Genomic DNA, 17,033 nt, shown 5'->3' with positions numbered 1-17,033 from the left:
GAATCCTGTAACTGGCCGCTGACGCCGCAGGATCGGGTCAGCGGGCACAGTGGAGATGCTTGCACGCTTCCAGAGCGAGCGTTGGGGTCAGGCCGCGCGGGAAAGCCCAACCGGCTGGCGGGACCGAAGTGTTATGGCCTTGCCGAACAGGCTGCCGACGAGGTCGACCATGAGGCTGGCGGTCTGCCCCTGGATGTCGCGCATTGGGTTGAGTTCCACCACATCGAGGGATCCCACGAGGCCGGAGTCGTGGAGCAGCTCCATGATGTAATGCGCCTCCCGGTAATTCAGGCCTCCGGGAACTGGCGTGCCAACGCCTGGTGCGAGGGCTGGATCGACAACGTCGAGGTCGAAGCTGACATGCAGGTGGGTCGTCGTCGGATCGATGCTGCCCAGGACATCCTCCACAAGGTAGCGGATGCCGTGCTCGTCCACCGCCCGCATGTCGTGGCATCGCACGCCGGCGGCCGCGATCGCCTCCTGTTCTTCCTGGTCAATCGAGCGGGCCCCGATGACGGAGATATCCGTCGGCAGGATGGCCGGGAACGCGCGCCCGCGCATGATCTCGGCAAGATCCTCGTCGCCGGCCAGGAACGCGAGGCTCATGCCGTGCATGTTGCCTGAGGGCGAGGATTGCGGGGTGTTGAAGTCGGGATGGGCGTCGATCCAAAGGACGGCCACGCGTTTGCCATCGCGGGCGGCGTGACGGGCCACGGCGCTGACGGAGCCCATGGAGACACTATGGTCCCCGCCGATGATGAGAGGGCGTTGCCCTTCAGTCAGGGCGGCGAGCGTCTCGTCATGGATCGCCTCGACCCAGTGGGATACGGCCTCGGCATGGTTGCCCAGGCGGGAGATGTCTCGGGACGTCCGGGAATGCGACCGAACCGGAGCGAGATCCCCACGGTCGACGACCTCGTGGCCAAGACCGGAGAGTGCTTCGGCGAGGCCTACAATCCGTGCAGCGGCAGGCCCCAGGCACGTACCAGGTACGCTGGCGGCAAGACCGAAGGGTACGCCGATCAGGCCAACGGCTTGGGCCACAGCCGAGGATTTCGCGGACAATGCAGCATCGAAGGACAAGGTCATGGAGTGGAAGCTCGTCTGTTGAAAGGCGAAGCATGACCAATAGCCTGTTCAACAGGAAGCCAACGAAGCGATAGATTTCGTGATATTTATGTGCATTATGTCAAGTTAGTTAGCGAAACGGCAAGTCAAATGCGACTGGATGAAACGGACCAACGTCTGATCGAACTCCTGCGAGGCGATTCCCGCCTCCCCGCTGCGACCCTCGCCCGTATCCTCGGCGTCTCACGCGGCACGGTGCAGAACCGGATCGACCGTTTGGTGCGGGACCAGATCATCCGAGGCTTCACGCTGCGTCTTTCGGCAGAGGCGGAAGCCAACATCGTCCGGGCAGTGACGGCTGTGGAGATCCGGGCAGGCGACGCACGCGCCGTCGTGGCAGCACTGAAGCGGATCCCCGCTGCGGCCGCGATTCATTCCACCAATGGTCGATGGGATCTGGTGGTCGATATCTCAACAACGGATCTCGCCAGCCTGGATCGCATCATAAGCCACATCCGGGAGATCCCAGGGGTGACGCACTCCGAAACCAGCATCCTATTGAACGAGCTTTGAGGTTGGTGCCACAAGGAGACATTGGCGCGAGGTTTGGGCTGAACGCTCCAGTTCCCTACGAGGGTTATCCGCTCCAGCGGGCATCTTCTCTTAGAAGCGCCACGTGAAGTCACCCTTCAGCGCATGCTCCTGAGCGCGCGATCCAATCTGGCCAGAGTAGGAGACGCCGAGCGTCATGTCCTCGTTGACCTGCCAATCGAGCCCGGCTTCCGCCACCAGTGCATTCCGATCAATCGGGATGCCCGCAACCGTGAAGGCCGAGGCGCCACCTGAGAAGGCCAGTAAGGCGGCGGGCTCGACATCGCCGAAGGCATGCCGCCAACCGGCCATGCCGCGCAGGGTGAACGGAAGCTCATCGCTCAGGCGCGTCCCGGCCCGAAGGCCGAACATGGTCGTGCCGAGCTCAGAGGTGCGGCCGTAGCCGATCAGCGCGGCTGGTCCGCCCTCCTCCCGGAAGCCGTCCGTGTGCAGGCGCATCATGGACGCGCCGACGAAAGGTTCGACCGTCACACCGCTGAGAGCGAACTCGTAACCGATCTCGCCGAAGGCCGTCAGGGTCGAACCGGCGGAGGATGCATTAGCTTGATCGGAGAAACCCGGGAAGCTGAACGTGCGGCTCACGTCCATGTCATGGGAAGCTAAGACAGTTCCGAGGCGGACATTGATGGCATCCCACTTCGCCGCACCGTAGATGCTGCCGAAGACGCTATCGTTCGTGCCGGACGAGAGGCGGCCATCAATATCGAAGGACGTGCTGGTGAAGCCGCCTGCGATGCCGATGCGATAGGCCTCGTCGATCGTCGCCTCGGCCCCGAGAATGAAACCGCCCGTGGCCGTCTCCAGACCGGCCGCATTGCCGTTCGAGCCGATCCGGCCCCAGGAGCCGAAGCCCTCGCCCCAGAGCGCGAAGCGGCGCGGATCAGAGATCGACGCAACGGCAACCGCTTGCGAACCAGCCCCAGTTCGGGCGGCCGCATAGGCCGCGCTGTATGAGCCTTGAGCCAAGCTGGGCCGGGAGCCCATCGGCTGACGCAGGCGGTGGAGGATCGCATTCTGTACCAGTTGGGCATCGCCATAGGCCACGGTCGCGGCAGATGCATGGGCTTCACCCGAGAGCGCGTTGAAGGCCTGACGGGCGCCCTCTTCACTCGTGCCGAGCACGGTGTCGAACAGCGCGTCGCCAAAGCCCAGCCTCTCGACCGCGTCCGCAACACGGTACTGGTTGCGGGTCTCGGCCACGGAGTTGAAGATCAGGCCACCACCCTTATCGTTGTCGTTCGGCTCACCCTTCCGCTCGAGCAGGGTCAGTGTGACGGCGTCGGGCCCATAATCGAGAACCGGGTTCAGGAACGCGAACTGGTGCTCCACCTTGGTGTCTGTGAATTGTCCCGTCACGCCCTGCTTGGCGGTCAGGATGGTGTAGGGTGACAGCGAGTACCGGCCCTGATCCGGGAGAATGTGCACCGTGCCGCCATTCAGGGTGGCAGTGCCGGTGGCCGCGATCCTGTCGGACTGCCCAGAGCGGTTGATCTCGACCTGGTAAATCGAACCCGGCGCGAAGCGGACATTGCCTCTGACATTCAGTGTGCCGATCGAGTTGCCTGGGGCGACCATGCCGCCACTCTGGACCGCGATCCCGCCCACTGTACCGCTGCCGCTCAATGAGCCGCCTGAGACCGTGATGATGGACTGTGACAGCGAGCCGTCCACTGCTAGGCGGCCCTCGTCGATGATGGTGGTTCCGGAAAAGCTGCTTGGCCCAGTCAGGGTCAATACGCCTAGTCCGTTCTTGGTGAGAGAGCCGGAGCCAGAAATGCCGCCTTGTAGCGTCTGACCAGACGCGTTTGTAACCGTAAGACTGCCCGTGGCGAGGTTCACCCCTCCGTTGATAACGGAGCCGTCCATGAGGGTGAGCGTATTGGTTCCGCCCGTGAAGTTGATTGCGGTCCCGTAGGTCATGCCAACGTTGTAGCCACCCGAGATCTTGCCAGAGTTGGTGATCGACAGGTCTGCTCCTGCAATACCAGCACCGGCAATTCCGTTGATACCGGGATCGCGCGGGCCTTTTGCACCGTATCCGGCATCGCCGCCGAGGACGGTGCCCTGGTTGGTGATGACGGTGTGGCTGGCTTCGATGCCCGCCCCACCATCTCCTCCGTCGCCGGCTTGCCAAAGAAATGCATCGCCACCTGTGCCACCACTTCCGCCCGCTACGGTGCCGGAGCGTGTGACCATAACAGTGTTAGAAGCGCCCTCAAGATAAAGGCCGACCCCACCATCCCCGCCTGCACCACCAAGATCCCCTCTACCGCCCCAGCCGCCGCTGCCGCCGACGTAATCGTGACCGACAATCACGTGTGCTGTGGACCTGACGACCGCACCGAACCCGCCGGCCCCGCCTCCACCGCCGCCAGCCCCCATACTGTCTCCGCCGTTGCCGCCTCTGCCACCCCAGAGATCTCGGGTCGGCAGGGGACCTGCTGCAACATCAGCCGCGTGCGCGCCCCCGCCCCCGCCCCCGCCCCCGGTGTAGGCATCGGAAGACGAAACACCATTGGCGCCACGCGAAGAGCCCGCCGTTCCGCCGGCGCCGCCAGCGGACGGGTTGCGCGGGAGGCCTTCGCGTGTGCCGGGCTGGCCGCCCTTACCGCCGCCAGCCGCTCCTCCGCCCCCGCCCCCGCCGCCATCAGCGCCAGCCTGCCACTCGGCGCCGATCCCGCCGTTTGCTCCAGTGCTGCCACTGCCTCCGGACCCACCGGATACCTTGCCGGCCGAATCGCCAGCGCCGCCGCGGCCGCCATCCGCCCTCGCCGACATGGGGCTGGTAGCGGCAAGGATGACGATGCCCACCAGAGCAGTTGTCATGAACAGCGCGTGGCGGAACGCACGTCGCAGACGCAGCGCCGCTGCTGGCCTGACAAGGTGGGCACCAGGAGTGCTTACTCTCAGAGGGAAAAATGATAACTGGTCCTGCGAGTTGCGGTTGTGCCCCACGCTTGCCCCCGTTCGGAAAACTCTGTTCGCTCATACCTTCGCGGCGAATGGCCGCGACGCGTTTGGCGAGCTTTGGAGGCGCTATAGCACTATTTTCCTGAGACCACTTGTCCGTGCGCCTCAGGAACTTGTTCGTATACCTCAAAATAAGTGTCTGAGCGTGTCTGTCTCGATTAGCGGATGAAGAATTCGACCGAACTTGCCCTGGGGCTTATTGCGTCATCGCCAGTCGGATCGGTGGTTGCAGCCAAATTTTTGCGCTTTTGTGGAGATCATCCTAGGACATGAGAGCCGCGGGAGTGCCGAGCGCCTTCGAATACGACGGCGACGAGCGACCCGCGGCTGGCCTATCGCGTCGCTCCTTTGCCCCGGAGATCCTGGTGGCGGAGTCGTTCGGCCCCAGGATAGAGTGGAGGGCGCTCCTGCCAGCCTGACGTTCCTGACATACTCATCCCAGTAGACCAGCGGCCTCATCACGTGGATGCTGCTAAGGTCTGGATCGGGTCAAAATTTCACGTTCCGGCCGCTTTGCGAACGTCGGCACTTCAGTGTGCTACTCAAAGGTGGCGTGGCGCAGGTGATGTGCGGCGTCGCGGCTACGCACCACTACGATTCCTTTGCGTTCCGTGAATATGCCGGTCTACGACGGAGATAGTTCTTGGATTGCCAGGGCGCGATGGCCTTTTCTTAATATTATAACAGATACGAAGGACTCGGAACATCTTGGGTGGTCACGAGGGTATCGATGGCGCCAGCCGGTTGCCTAAGGCAACGTGAGCACGACAAGGAGAATACGGGCCAAATGGAGGAGTGCGATTGCGTGAGCATCGCCGTCCTTGTCCTCACAAGCAATCACCGTCTCCATCAGGCCGCCCGGCCTTCCGGAAAAGCATGCTGCATCCATATTGATGAGATCTTCGTCGCCGAATGTCAAAAAAGTATCGGCGAGAACTTAAAAACGTGCTGGCACGTGCCGGTGCCGGAGATTACCGTCAGTGCCAGCAAGAGCCGAGACAAAGTCGGCCGGCTGGGAGCGAAGGGCGCTGCGGCCATCCGCATCGACCTGGAGGAAACGGACATGGAGCCGGATCTAGAAGTCGTTCAGATAAGGCCTGGCGAGTCGTTCGCCGCCTGGTCGCACGGCTATCCCTATCGCACGGTGCGCTGGCACTTTCATCCCGAATACGAACTGCATCAGGTGGTTGCCACCAAGGGGCGCTATTTCGTCGGCGACTTCATCGGCGAATTCGATCCCTGCAATCTGGTGCTCACCGGACCGAACCTTCCGCACAACTGGGTGAGCGATGTTCCAAAGGACAGGGTCGTTCCCCTCCGCTGCCGCATCATCCAGTTCAGCGAGGGCTTCATCAGCGGAGCCATGACGGCGCTGCCTGAACTCGCAGCGCTGTCGCCGGTCCTGGAATCCTCCCGGCGCGGGGTTCTCTTCAGCCGGGAGACGAGCCATGAGATTGCTCCTCTGATGGCCGAGATGATGGACGCACAGGGCGTGCGCCGCATTGAATTGTTCATGTTGATCGCCGGATTGCTGAGCCGTGTGACGGGATCGCGGATGCTGGCCAGCGCCAGCTACCTGCCTGACCCGTCGGGGTACATGTCTGTCGGGATTAACAAGGCGCTTGCCTTTATCCGCGAGAACCTGACACAGCCCTTCGGCGAGGCGAATCTTGCGGCGATTGCCAGCCAATCGACAAGCAGTTTCTCGCGCGCCTTTCGCCAGCACACGGGCATGTCCCTGGTGCAGTACGTCAAGCGATTACGCATCAATCTCGCATGCCAAATCCTGATGAGTGACGAGCAGGCCTCGATCATCAGCATCTGCTATGAGGTCGGCTACAATAATCTGTCCAATTTCAACCGCCAATTCTTGGCCGAAAAAGGCATGACGCCCTCTCAGTTCCGGCGTCTTCTGCTCGACAACGGCAACGCGGCCAAGACGGCCATGTCTTCTCAGGGAGGCGCCAGACAATACCACCTCAATCCACGAGAGAACGGCCGGGCCCCGCACGAGGGCCCGCAGGAAGAAGTGCTCTGCTGAGGGCGCACCGGGGAGCGGCATGGTCCTGTCCACGAGACAGGCGGTTCGCCTGCCCTACAACAAGTACAAATGGGAGAGAAACGAATGATCAAGTCTTCATGGAAACTCGGCGGCCTCGCGACGCTGACTCTGTCCCTGCTCGTCGGAACCGGCGTTGCCATGGCCCAGAACGCGAAGCTGACCAACGCCACGGTGGCGTTCCTGATGCCCGATCAGGCCTCCACCCGCTATGAGGAGCACGACTTCCCCGGCTTCAAGGCCGAGATGGAAAAGCTCTGCCCGACCTGCAAGGTCATCTATCAGAATGCCGATGCGAACGTGTCGCGCCAGCAGCAGCAATTCAACTCCGCGGTCTCGCAGGGTGCGAAGGTGATCGTGCTCGACCCGGTCGATTCCGCCGCAGCCGCCTCGCTGGTGAAGCAAGCGCAGGGCCAGGGCATCAAGGTGATTGCCTATGATCGCCCAATCCCCGATGCGAAGGCCGATTTCTACGTCTCGTTCGACAATCAGGCCATCGGCAAGTCCATCGCGGATTCGCTGGTGCAGCACCTGAAGAAATCCAATGTCACGGCCGGGAGCGGCATGGGAGTTCTGCAGATCAACGGCTCACCGACCGACGCGGCTGCGGGCCTGATCAAGAAGGGTATCCACGAGGGTCTCGACAACAGCGGCTACCCGATACTGGCGGAATTCGACACGCCGGAATGGGCGCCCCCGAAGGCGCAGCAATGGGCCAGCGGCCAGATCACCCGCTTCAACAAGAACATTCTCGGCGTGGTGGCGGCAAATGACGGCACGGCAGGCGGCGCCATCGCGGCGTTCAAGGCTGCCGGCATGAACCCGGTTCCGCCCGTCACCGGCAACGATGCGACGATTGCGGCCCTGCAGCTGATCATCGCCGGCGATCAGTACAACACGATCTCCAAGCCGAGCGAGATCGTGGCCGCCGCCGCTGCGAATGTCGCCATTCAACTCCTGGGCGGCGAAACGCCGAAAGCCGACACGACGCTCTTCAACACGCCGTCCAAGCTGTTCGTGCCTGCCGTAATCACGGCGGATAACCTGAAGGCGGAGATCATCAACAAGAACATCAATACAGCCGAACAGCTCTGCTCGGGCCGTTATGCGGAAGGCTGCAAGAAGCTGGGCATCACCCAGTAAACAGCGAACTCCGTCCGGCTGCCTTACGGGCAGCCGGACGTCATGCGTGGCGCCGGCAAGGCGCTTGCGGAGTTGAGGAAGAATGGCCAGAACCCAGGAGCCGCGCAATACGCGCGAACCAGTGCTCAGCCTGCGCGGCATCTCGAAGCATTTCGGTGCCGTTTCGGCTTTGACCGACATCGATCTGGACGTGCATGCAGGTGAGGTCGTGGCCCTTGTCGGCGACAACGGCGCGGGCAAGTCGACGCTCGTCAAGATCCTGGCGGGAGTGCACCAGCCGAGCTCCGGATCGATCACCTTCCGCGGCAAGCCGGTGACACTCCCCGATCCCAGCGCGGCGCTCGCCCTCGGGATCGCGACCGTATTTCAGGATCTCGCCCTGTGCGAAAACCTCGATGTGGTCGCCAACATCTTCCTCGGCCGCGAGCTCAGCCCCTACCGGCTCGACGAGGTGTCCATGGAGCTGAAGGCTTGGACCCTGCTCAACGAATTGTCCGCGCGCATCCCCAGCGTGCGGGAGCCCGTAGCCTCCCTCTCGGGCGGCCAGCGCCAAACCGTCGCCATCGCGCGCTCGCTGCTGCTCGAGCCCAAGCTCATTCTGCTGGACGAGCCCACGGCCGCCCTCGGCGTCGCGCAGACGGCCGAGGTGCTCGACCTGATCGAGCGCATCAGCGATCGGGGCCTCGGGGTCATCATGATCAGCCACAACATGGAGGACGTGCGCGCCGTCGCGGACCGCATCGTCGTGCTCAGGCTCGGCCGCAACAACGGCGTCTTCGAGCCCGATTCGTCGAACCAGGAACTCGTCAGCGCCATCACGGGCGCGGCGAACAACTCGGTCTCGCGCCGCGCCAGCCGACGCCAAGCGCAAAGCACGCAAGGCCCGGCACTGGAGGAACGCCCATGACCAAGGGTGCAGAGCAGAACGCGCAGGCCGCTCCGCTTCTCGACCGCAGGGACGAGCGCGTGAAGCACGCGGAAGGCATCGGTGGCTCGGCCCGCGCTTTTTGGGACAGGATCCGCTCCGGCGATCTCGGCTCGCTTCCGGTGGTGGTCGGCCTGGCGATCATCTGGACAGTCTTTCAAAGCCTCAATCCGGTGTTCTTGGCGCCGAACAATCTCGTCAATCTTCTGTTCGATTGCTCGACGGTCGGCGTGATCGCGCTCGGAATCGTGTGCATCCTGATTGTCGGCGAAATCGATCTGTCGGTGGGATCGGTCAGCGGATTCGCATCCGCGCTCATCGGCGTGCTGTGGGTCAACCAGGGCTGGCCCGTCGCGATCGCTATTCTGGCGGCGCTCGTCTTCGGCGTTCTGATAGGCGCGCTCTATGCGGTCCTGTTCAACCGCTTCGGTATGCCGAGCTTCGTGGTGACCCTCGCGGGCCTTCTGTCCATCCTGGGCCTGCAGCTCTACCTGCTCGGCTCCACCGGCTCGATCAACCTGCCCTATGAAGCGCCCCTGGTGAACTTCGGCCAGTTGCTCGTGATGCCGGATCCCGTTTCCTACGCCCTTGCGGCTCTCCCCGGGATCGTGATGTTCGTGCTGGGCTACCGCACTGCAGCCCGGAGGCGCGAAGCAGGATTGTCGCCTCAGCCGCTGACCAGCCTGCTCCTGCGCTGCGTTCTGGTCACCGTCGTTCTCGGATTCGTCGTCTATTACCTCAACCTCGATCGCGGTATCCCGTGGATGTTCGGCCTCTTCGTGGGCCTCGTCGTGATAATGAACTATGCCCTCACGCGCACGAAATGGGGCCGCCAGATGCTGGCGGTCGGCGGCAATCGTGAGGCCGCGCGCCGCGCGGGCATCAATGTGCGCTTCATCTACATGACCGCGTTCATGCTCTGCTCGGGCCTTGCCGCGGCCGGAGGCATTCTCTCCGCCGCGCGTCTTGCGTCCGCGAGCCAGCAGGCGGGCACCGGCGACATCAATCTGAACGCCATCGCCGCCGCCGTCATCGGTGGGACCAGCCTGTTCGGCGGCCGCGGCAGCGCCTATTCGGCCCTGCTCGGCATCATCGTCATCCAGTCGATCGCAAGCGGACTGACGCTCCTCGATCTCTCCTCATCGCTCCGGTACATGATCACTGGCGCCGTGCTGGCCATTGCAGTCATCGTCGACTCCTTAGCGCGTCGCTCGCGCGTATCCCATGGTCGGGCCTGAAACCAAGACGAAGGAAAAATCATGAGTGAGAAACTATCCGGAAAAGTTGCCGCCATCACCGGAGCGGCCTCCGGCATCGGCCTCGAATGCGCCCGGATCCTCCTCGCCGAAGGTGCGCGGGTCGTGCTGGTCGACCGCGACGAGGAAGCGTTGAAAACCGTCTGCGCCGAACTTGGCCCGCAGGCCCTTCCCCTGCGCACCGACGTCACCGATCCGGCGAGCGTCTCGCGCATGATGCCGCAGATCCTCGAGCAGGCAGGCCAGCTCGACATCTTTCACGCTAATGCCGGCTCCTATGTTGGCGGTGAGATTCTGAAAGGCGATCCCGATGCTTGGGACCGCATGCTGAATCTCAACATCAATGCTGTGTTCCGCTCCGTCCATGCCGTGCTTCCGCATATGGTGGAGCGCAAGACCGGCGACATCATCGTGACAAGCTCCATCGCAGGCCTGGTCCCCGTGGTGTGGGAGCCGATCTACACCGCCTCCAAACACGCCATACAGGCCTTCGTGCATACGGTCCGACGACAGGTCGCCCCGTACGGCCTACGCGTCGGCGCCGTCGCACCCGGACCTGTGGTCACGGCCCTGATCAAGGACTGGCCAAAGGACAAGCTGGATGCGGAGCTGGCCGCAGGCGGCCTGATGCAGCCCATGGAAGTGGCCGAAGCGGTCCTCTTCATGCTGACGAGACCCCGCAACGTCACCATTCGCGATCTAGTCATCCTGCCGCAGAGCAACGACCTGTAGTGCGCGCCTGCGCAAGACATCGTCTCTCACAACCTTCTCTGGATGAGTGAACGCTCATGGCAAACCATTTTCTCGGCATCGATGTCGGCACCGGTAGGAGAAAGCCATGTTCACCCTTGAGATCGACGGTACGGCCATCGCCATCACGGATGCGAACGGGTCCCTGGCATGGGAGATCGTCAACAGCAATGCCTTCCGGCAGGACCTGATGGCGATGACCAGCGACGGGACGCCGCTGTGGGACGGGCGAGTCCCAATGGTCATCCGGCCGGCCCCACCGCAGGAGACCGAAGCCTTCGGCGCTCCGAGTCTCGACCTTGACGGGACGGACGGCGACGAGGATGGCGTGTTCATGATCTTCCTCGTGCCGATCGACCACGATCATGAACCGACGTCCGCCATTCCGCCAGAGCTTCGGGGGTCATGAGCCGACAGCCCGGCGGAGAGGTTCTCCCGGACGTCAGGCCTGATCCAAGGGCAGGAGTGTTTTGAGCAGCCGCACGAGCGTCTCGGGATGAACCGGCTTGCCGAGGAACAGGGCTCCTTCCGGCAGGTCACCGGCTTTGGGCGCGGCTCGTCCCGACGCGATCAGGACCCGATGTCCTGCCGATCCAAACAGACCCTGCGGGCCAGCTCAAAGCCATCGATGCTGCCCCGTGGTATCTCCACGTCGGTGACCACCGCATGGATGTCGGAGACGGTACTCAGCACCCGCAGCGCCTCGTCGGCATGAGCGGCCTCGATCACCTTGAAGCCGACATCTTCCAGCACATCCACGAGGGTCATCCGGACGAGTGTCTCGTCCTCGACGACCAGAATGAGAGCACGCGGGTGGGGATTCGGGCCAGGCATGCCCGACGAAAGCGCAAGCAACGGTCTTTGTTCCTAAGGGCTAGATCTCAAACAATGCCTCCTAATACTACAGCGGGACTACAGCGGGGTTTGTGCGTTGTCTTTGACACGGAGGTGTCAGGCCATGACGCGCACAAGCGAGGTCCATCGTTGGGCCGATCAGTTGGATGATCTGTGCAGCCGCCTTGCTCCCCGGTTCAGCCGGGTCGAGCCGCGCCGACGAGCCCGCGCCTATTTGCAGGGCCTGCTTGCGCCGCTCGAGCGCAAGAACGGCTGGCACCTGGCGGAAGCCGCCGGCGACATGACGCCGGATGGCGTGCAGGATTTCCTCGCCCGCATGCACTGGGATGCCGATGCGGTCCGCGATGACCTACAGGCTTATGTGGTCGAGCATCTCGGCGATCCTGACGCCGTGCTGGTGCTGGATGAGACCGGCTTTCTCAAGAAGGGCGACAAGTCGGCCGGCGTCAAACGCCAGTACTCCGGCACCGCCGGCCGCATCGAGAACAGCCAGATTGGAGTATTCCTCGCCTATGCCAGCCGGCATGGCCATGCGCTGATCGACCGGGCGCTGTACCTGCCCGAGACCTGGGCCTTCGATGCGGCCCGCCGTGCGGAAGCGGGCGTGCCGGAGGAGATCAGCTTCACCACCAAGCCGAAGCTCGGACAGGCGATGCTCAAGCGCGCGTTCGAGGCCGGCGTGCCCTGCCGGTGGGTGGTGGGCAACTGCGTGTACGGCGCCGATTCTCAGACGCGGCGCCTGATCGAGGCGCACGGGCGCGGCTACGTGCTGGCGGTCACCTCGGCCCAGCGGCTCGGGTTCAAGCCTGTCGAGGACTGGCTTGAGGATGTGCCGGCGCGAGGGTGGAAACGCCTGAGTGCGGGTGATGGGGCCAAGGGCCCGCGGCTGTATGACTGGGCCTATCTGCCGTATCGCACGCCGCCGGTGCCGGGCTGGAAGACCGGCCTGCTGATCCGCCGCAAGAAGGGCCAGCCGCATCAGTTCACGTTCTATCTCACCCGTTCGCCGGAAGAGACCTCTCTCGCCGAGCTGGTGCAGATTGCGGGAATGCGCTGGCGGATCGAGAGCTGCTTTGAGGAGGCTAAAGGCGAGACCGGACTGGACGAATACGAGGTGCGCTCGTGGACGGGCTGGCACCGGCACATCACCCTCTCCATGCTGGCGCATGCCTATCTCACCATCGTGCGTCAGCACGCCATCGGGGGGAGAAGCCCCCGTCGTGCAGGCCGCGGGGCTGCTGCCGTTCACCGTGCCCGAAGTGCGGCGGCTGCTCTGGCATCTGGTGTGGGAGCGGCCGCCTTCGGTTGAGGCGGTCGAGCACTGGTCCGTCTGGCGCCGGCGGCATCAGCAGCGCGCTCGCGAATGTCACTGGCGCCAACGCACCCGCCGCCGACGTAAATCCCGGCTGTAGTATTAGGCCCGGCGACATGATCGCGCGGGGCTTTTTCATGAGCCTCAGTCTCTCATTCACCAGCCACGGCCGTAGTACTCGCGCCCTTCCCAGTATGGCCGCTCGTAACTGCGATGCCACCAGGGCCGCGCCCATGGCGGAGGGCCATCGCCGCGGCGCCAGTACGGACGTTCATAGTAGCCACGCGGTGGGCCTTCGTACCGCCGCTCATAACGAGGCGGGTCGTAGTACTGGATGCTCTGCACCAAAGCACGCGAAGCCTCGGGGATCACGGCAGGGCTGCCTAGCGGGTTCGCAGAGGCTGCCTGGGCTCCGAAGCCGGCGGCGGAAAGCGCGAGAGCAAAGACCACTTTCTTCAACATGTTACCCTCCTCAAGGGATGCACAGAGATTGCTCCCGAAGGAGTGAACCCACTCTGAATATACCTCTGTCTAAGCGTTCATCTTTCCTCATACCCAATCGCGAAACCTGCCGCCGAGACGACAGCTGTCTCATGATAGAGATCTGTCGTCATAAGGTCGACGAGGATCGTTGGGCTCAGAATATGGTGGTTGAGCTTTAGAGGGAGTGATATGAAGTCCTCGCAAAGGCCCCCTCAGGTAAACTTGTAGCGGCAATGGCGGCACTATTCGACCCATCTCGTCACCAGCCAATCGAGGCCATTGTATGGGATCCAAGTGTCGCTAGGGATGCCATCGAGCGCATCGTCACAGACACTCGCGATACTTTCACTACGAAAGAGCTGTGGCCCATCCATCCCAACGATCAAGAAGGAAATGAGACGGGCCCACATACACCACTTTATTTCGGCGCTGCTGGCGTAGTGTGGGGGCTCGATCATCTAGTTCGAGAGGGTGCAGCAAGCCCAGGAAGGTGTTTCGCCGAGTTCCTTCCAGACATTCAGCGCCGGAACCGCCAAATGCTTGAAAGCGAGGCATGGCGAAAGGCTCTTGGGACTGGATGGCAAACCCGTTCGTGGTTGCTGGGCGACGCTGGCATCCTGTTCACAGACTGGAAGATCTCGCTGTCTGATGAGATCCTGTTACACCTCGCAGATACGGTTGCGAAGAATACAGACGATCCATCGTTAGAGCTTATGTGGGGAGCTCCGGGCACGATGCTCGTTGCTCTCGAAGTGTACCGGTCAACCAACTCGGCCAAGTGGCGAGATCTTTATTGCGCAGGAGCTGGATCACTCGAGGCTTCGTTCGCATATGATGAGCGAGTAGGCTGCCATATATGGACACAGATCCTTTATGGCAGAAGCGGGCAATACCTTGGTCCCGTGCACGGATATGCCGGGAACGCCTACGTTCTGAATAAGGGAAGAGACCTCTTAGGCGAAGGGCGTTGGACTCAACTTTCAACTCAGATTGCACGGACTCTCGAAGTTACAGCGATCAGAAGCTCGCAGGGTGTGAATTGGGCCCCACGGGCAGGAGCCGAGCGGGCCGACGCCCCTCCCTTAGTTCAGCATTGCCATGGAGCTCCTGGAATGGTGACGGCTCTCGCTGGTTTAGACCAGCCCATCGATGAGTTGCTCTTAGGTGGCGGTGAGTTGACTTGGAACGCCGGTCCACTGGCGAAGGGATCAAATCTCTGCCATGGAACTGCGGGCAATGGATTTGCTTTTCTAAAGCTCTTCGACCGGACTGGGGATAGCAGGTGGCTCGATAGAGCTCGGTCGTTTGCAATGCACGCTATCATGCAAAGCGACGCTGAAGCTTCTCAGTTCGGGCGCCGCCGTTTCTCGTTGTGGACAGGGGATATCGGGCTGGCTTGTTTCCTCTGGGAGTGTATTCAAGAAAAGGCAAGGTTCCCCACTGTCGACGTGCTTTAAACAAGAGCGTTCAGACAGTAGGAACAGCCTGTTGATCGCCTCGACCTCTACGTGGAAGAGAGCATGGCTGAGGAGCTGGGTCTCCTTCGTTTAGAGGCTTGGAGCGTAAAGCAGATAAGCCCATCCGCATATCGAAGCGAGTACAAGTACAGCTAGCCAGTTCAATGAGCGGTCAAACCAAAGATTGAACGTAGCTTCATGTGAGCGTGACGGCATTCTACTTGGTGGCATATCGACGGGCATAACAGAGCCTCATATTGGTAGGGGAGAAAGGGTGCCGACCATCTTCAAGCGGGATTGGGATTGTCTGGACCAACTGGTGGCGTGCAGCAACCAACCATCTTTTCATTGTACCAGAGTTCGACACGGCAGGTGTGCGCGAGGCTACAGGCCCACTCTCGAGCCTGCACTTCGGTGTCCCAAACCATAGTTTTGATCGTAGCGAGCCCAGTTGATGGGTCCACAAGGACGGCTTGGTAGGGTTGCGCTGATTTAGAAGAATTGTTCATAGCACACCTCTGAGCCTGAAAAGCTTCGAGGTGCGAGATTGCGCCCAAAAGGGCAGCGGTCGACTAGGGAGCCGCTGATCCCGATACCTTAGGCGAACAATACGCCTTTTGAAAGGCTCGATCGCGACGGTGGAGCTATTATGGTAGAGCTTAGCCCAGGATGTAGAATATGCCCGACAGGCACAGGAGCGCGCCGGAGAGGAGGCCGAGCCGATTCAGCGACCAGAAAAACAGCTGCCTCGTAGCTTCTCTTCTGGTCGGCACTCCGTCGCGCATGTCTACCTCAAGGCTGGAAAAACCTGCGAGGCGAAAGTACGCCCAAAAGGTCAACGGTCAGATAAAGGCCCGCTGATTTCTCCACATATCGTAGCAACGAGTCTATTTGAGGGCGCCATGGACATCCGTCGTCGCTTCCTCACCCGTTCATTCAGGGAAAACCTGAAAGAGCTACGTCGCTCCGAGATGCTGAAGAAGCAGAAGCACATGATCCAGTTCGACAACTGGCAGACCATAAAGCGGGAACTGAAGCTCACCTAAAGGAGCACATGCAACGCCCTGGTTCTGACGTCACCCTCCTTCAGCGTGAGGGAAAGCGCCGCCCGAGTATCTTCGTTGACTGCGTGGCCATGACAGGTGTCGTGAGCGCCGAGTATACGGTGGTCAGATGGGCGACATGCCTACCTTGACGATCAAGGTGATCATCCCGAAGCTCGGTTACGGGAAGCCCAGAGTAAGGCGCAAGTGCTTGACCCGCCCTCACGTTGCCTGAATGCTCAAGCCCTTCAACTTCTAGTCAAGGCCAAGAGAGAGCAGAGGCTCAGCCCGAGAGAGAGGCTACACCACACGCTGGGACAAAGCCCGCAAGACCTACCTGATGAGCCATCCCCTGTGCGTCATGTGCAAGAAGGATGGGCGAGTAACGCCGGCAACCGTGGTCGATCACATCATTCCCCATAAGGGCGATCAGCAGTTGTTCTGGGATACGAGCAACTGGCAGAGCCTCTGCGCTCCGCACCATAACGGAGACAAGCAACGAGAGGAGCGAGGACGCTTCCAGGCTGTGGGAGAGGATGGATGGCCTTCAAGTTAGGAGACTCGAGCGAATGCCTCTATGGTGACTCTGGGGCAGCCTGAAGAGCTCCGGAAGGAACATTCCAATGCGGGTTCTCCCGATCGTCGTTATCATTACTTCGGCCGTGTTGTCGCATGCAGCACTTGCCAATGACAAGACAGCCACCGGAACTGCACTGCAAAAGCCGGTAGCGCAGACTTACTCGGCGGAGGAGTCTTCGGCAGCTGGTGCCGCCCGTCGAAAGGCTGATGAACAACAACGCGCATGGGATAGGAAGACAAAGAGCATCACGCGCGGCATCTGCATCGGATGTTAGTCAAGGCAAGGGGACCCGGATCTTAGCCCTATTTAAGTATCCAAGAGGGTGCATCAGTACCATACGTCCAAGCAGTATAGATGTGGCCGTCTTCATCCGCGGCCATAACCCGAGCGTGCCCATGCAAGCGTCCTGCTTCGCTTGCCGCTGCTACCGCCTCGCCCATGGCATGGGCTTTCGAGCTATATGGGCCGAAGTGCTTCTCATGGTGAGAGTACTCCCATCGGCCGTCTTTAAAGGCCACAA

Annotated in this window: 16 protein-coding genes; 11 read left to right on the top strand and 5 right to left on the bottom strand. The window is 61.7% G+C overall.

Annotated elements, in window-relative coordinates; translation table 11 throughout:
• Window positions 1-87 precede the first annotated feature (87 nt).
• Window positions 88-1,089, bottom strand: coding sequence for an arginase (gene rocF / locus U0023_RS31275; RefSeq protein ID WP_009490387.1), 1,002 nt, complete (start codon window positions 1,087-1,089; stop codon window positions 88-90).
• A 129-nt stretch (window positions 1,090-1,218) separates the two neighbouring features.
• Here rocF and U0023_RS31270 point away from each other — a divergent pair, with 129 nt between their 5' ends.
• Window positions 1,219-1,641: an Lrp/AsnC family transcriptional regulator gene (locus U0023_RS31270; RefSeq protein WP_009490388.1), complete on the top strand. Its 423-nt coding sequence runs from the start codon at window positions 1,219-1,221 to the stop codon at window positions 1,639-1,641.
• A gap of 90 nt (window positions 1,642-1,731) precedes the next feature.
• Here U0023_RS31270 and U0023_RS31265 read toward each other — a convergent pair whose 3' ends face one another.
• Both U0023_RS31265 and U0023_RS35820 read right to left on the bottom strand, forming a co-directional pair.
• Window positions 1,732-4,506, bottom strand: coding sequence for an autotransporter family protein (locus U0023_RS31265; RefSeq protein ID WP_009490389.1), 2,775 nt, complete (start codon window positions 4,504-4,506; stop codon window positions 1,732-1,734).
• A gap of 892 nt (window positions 4,507-5,398) precedes the next feature.
• Complete coding sequence (locus U0023_RS35820; protein ID WP_407667469.1) at window positions 5,399-5,500, bottom strand: hypothetical protein; 102 nt, start codon at window positions 5,498-5,500, stop codon at window positions 5,399-5,401.
• A gap of 213 nt (window positions 5,501-5,713) precedes the next feature.
• Between U0023_RS35820 and U0023_RS31260 the strand changes: the two genes are divergently transcribed.
• From U0023_RS31260 to U0023_RS31235, 6 genes are all read left to right on the top strand, one after another.
• Window positions 5,714-6,691 (top strand): AraC family transcriptional regulator, encoded by a 978-nt coding sequence (locus U0023_RS31260; RefSeq protein ID WP_083861336.1) that lies wholly within the window; start codon window positions 5,714-5,716, stop codon window positions 6,689-6,691.
• An 84-nt stretch (window positions 6,692-6,775) separates the two neighbouring features.
• Entirely contained in the window at window positions 6,776-7,852 is a 1,077-nt protein-coding gene (locus tag U0023_RS31255) for an ABC transporter substrate-binding protein (protein ID WP_009490391.1), read from the top strand.
• An 82-nt stretch (window positions 7,853-7,934) separates the two neighbouring features.
• The gene (locus U0023_RS31250; protein ID WP_009490392.1) at window positions 7,935-8,759 is read left to right on the top strand and encodes an ATP-binding cassette domain-containing protein; all 825 of its coding nucleotides are present in this window, start codon (window positions 7,935-7,937) and stop codon (window positions 8,757-8,759) included.
• Window positions 8,756-10,015, top strand: a complete 1,260-nt coding sequence (locus U0023_RS31245) for a sugar ABC transporter permease (RefSeq protein WP_009490393.1) — start codon at window positions 8,756-8,758, stop codon at window positions 10,013-10,015. Before U0023_RS31250 ends, U0023_RS31245 begins: the two co-directional genes overlap by 4 nt.
• 21 nt (window positions 10,016-10,036) lie before the next feature.
• Window positions 10,037-10,765 (top strand): SDR family oxidoreductase, encoded by a 729-nt coding sequence (locus U0023_RS31240; protein ID WP_009490394.1) that lies wholly within the window; start codon window positions 10,037-10,039, stop codon window positions 10,763-10,765.
• A gap of 106 nt (window positions 10,766-10,871) precedes the next feature.
• Window positions 10,872-11,192 carry a hypothetical protein gene (locus tag U0023_RS31235; RefSeq protein WP_009490395.1) on the top strand — a complete coding sequence of 107 codons (321 nt, stop codon included), beginning with the start codon at window positions 10,872-10,874 and terminating at the stop codon, window positions 11,190-11,192.
• A 161-nt stretch (window positions 11,193-11,353) separates the two neighbouring features.
• Here U0023_RS31235 and U0023_RS31230 read toward each other — a convergent pair whose 3' ends face one another.
• On the bottom strand, window positions 11,354-11,638 hold the full coding sequence (locus U0023_RS31230; protein ID WP_009490396.1) for a response regulator: 285 nt from the start codon (window positions 11,636-11,638) through the stop codon (window positions 11,354-11,356).
• 103 nt (window positions 11,639-11,741) lie between these two features.
• Between U0023_RS31230 and U0023_RS31225 the strand changes: the two genes are divergently transcribed.
• A complete protein-coding gene (locus U0023_RS31225; protein ID WP_009490397.1) occupies window positions 11,742-12,947 on the top strand; it encodes an IS701 family transposase in 1,206 nt (401 codons plus the stop codon).
• Window positions 12,948-13,106: 159 nt separating this feature from the next.
• On the opposite strand, the gene U0023_RS31220 is transcribed toward U0023_RS31225, so the two are convergent.
• Window positions 13,107-13,412, bottom strand: a complete 306-nt coding sequence (locus U0023_RS31220) for a hypothetical protein (protein ID WP_009489038.1) — start codon at window positions 13,410-13,412, stop codon at window positions 13,107-13,109.
• A 254-nt stretch (window positions 13,413-13,666) separates the two neighbouring features.
• Between U0023_RS31220 and U0023_RS31215 the strand changes: the two genes are divergently transcribed.
• The 3 genes from U0023_RS31215 (at window position 13,667) to U0023_RS31205 (ending at window position 16,489) form a co-directional block, all read left to right on the top strand.
• Window positions 13,667-14,890 carry a lanthionine synthetase C family protein gene (locus U0023_RS31215; protein ID WP_009489037.1) on the top strand — a complete coding sequence of 408 codons (1,224 nt, stop codon included), beginning with the start codon at window positions 13,667-13,669 and terminating at the stop codon, window positions 14,888-14,890.
• A gap of 902 nt (window positions 14,891-15,792) precedes the next feature.
• Entirely contained in the window at window positions 15,793-15,936 is a 144-nt protein-coding gene (locus tag U0023_RS31210; RefSeq protein ID WP_009489035.1) for a hypothetical protein, read from the top strand.
• 337 nt (window positions 15,937-16,273) lie between these two features.
• Window positions 16,274-16,489 carry an HNH endonuclease signature motif containing protein gene (locus U0023_RS31205; RefSeq protein ID WP_083861264.1) on the top strand — a complete coding sequence of 72 codons (216 nt, stop codon included), beginning with the start codon at window positions 16,274-16,276 and terminating at the stop codon, window positions 16,487-16,489.
• The last annotated feature ends 544 nt before the right edge of the window (window positions 16,490-17,033 follow it).

It is taken from the genome of Microvirga lotononidis (assembly GCF_034627025.1).
Classification (GTDB): domain Bacteria; phylum Pseudomonadota; class Alphaproteobacteria; order Rhizobiales; family Beijerinckiaceae; genus Microvirga; species Microvirga lotononidis.
Note: the sequence above shows the minus strand (reverse complement) of the source record. Positions and strands in the feature narration are given on the sequence as shown.

Coding starts and splice junctions, on each gene's coding strand:
- U0023_RS31255 (WP_009490391.1), top strand. CDS start 6,776: ATGATCAAGTCTTCATGGAAACTCGGCGGCCTCGCGACGCTGACTCTG.
- U0023_RS31220 (WP_009489038.1), bottom strand. CDS start 13,412: ATGTTGAAGAAAGTGGTCTTTGCTCTCGCGCTTTCCGCCGCCGGCTTC.
- U0023_RS31205 (WP_083861264.1), top strand. CDS start 16,274: ATGAGCCATCCCCTGTGCGTCATGTGCAAGAAGGATGGGCGAGTAACG.
- U0023_RS31235 (WP_009490395.1), top strand. CDS start 10,872: ATGTTCACCCTTGAGATCGACGGTACGGCCATCGCCATCACGGATGCG.
- U0023_RS31225 (WP_009490397.1), top strand. CDS start 11,742: ATGACGCGCACAAGCGAGGTCCATCGTTGGGCCGATCAGTTGGATGAT.
- rocF (WP_009490387.1), bottom strand. CDS start 1,089: ATGACCTTGTCCTTCGATGCTGCATTGTCCGCGAAATCCTCGGCTGTG.
- U0023_RS31215 (WP_009489037.1), top strand. CDS start 13,667: ATGGCGGCACTATTCGACCCATCTCGTCACCAGCCAATCGAGGCCATT.
- U0023_RS31265 (WP_009490389.1), bottom strand. CDS start 4,506: ATGACAACTGCTCTGGTGGGCATCGTCATCCTTGCCGCTACCAGCCCC.
- U0023_RS31270 (WP_009490388.1), top strand. CDS start 1,219: ATGCGACTGGATGAAACGGACCAACGTCTGATCGAACTCCTGCGAGGC.
- U0023_RS35820 (WP_407667469.1), bottom strand. CDS start 5,500: ATGGAGACGGTGATTGCTTGTGAGGACAAGGACGGCGATGCTCACGCA.
- U0023_RS31210 (WP_009489035.1), top strand. CDS start 15,793: ATGGACATCCGTCGTCGCTTCCTCACCCGTTCATTCAGGGAAAACCTG.
- U0023_RS31240 (WP_009490394.1), top strand. CDS start 10,037: ATGAGTGAGAAACTATCCGGAAAAGTTGCCGCCATCACCGGAGCGGCC.
- U0023_RS31250 (WP_009490392.1), top strand. CDS start 7,935: ATGGCCAGAACCCAGGAGCCGCGCAATACGCGCGAACCAGTGCTCAGC.
- U0023_RS31245 (WP_009490393.1), top strand. CDS start 8,756: ATGACCAAGGGTGCAGAGCAGAACGCGCAGGCCGCTCCGCTTCTCGAC.
- U0023_RS31260 (WP_083861336.1), top strand. CDS start 5,714: ATGGAGCCGGATCTAGAAGTCGTTCAGATAAGGCCTGGCGAGTCGTTC.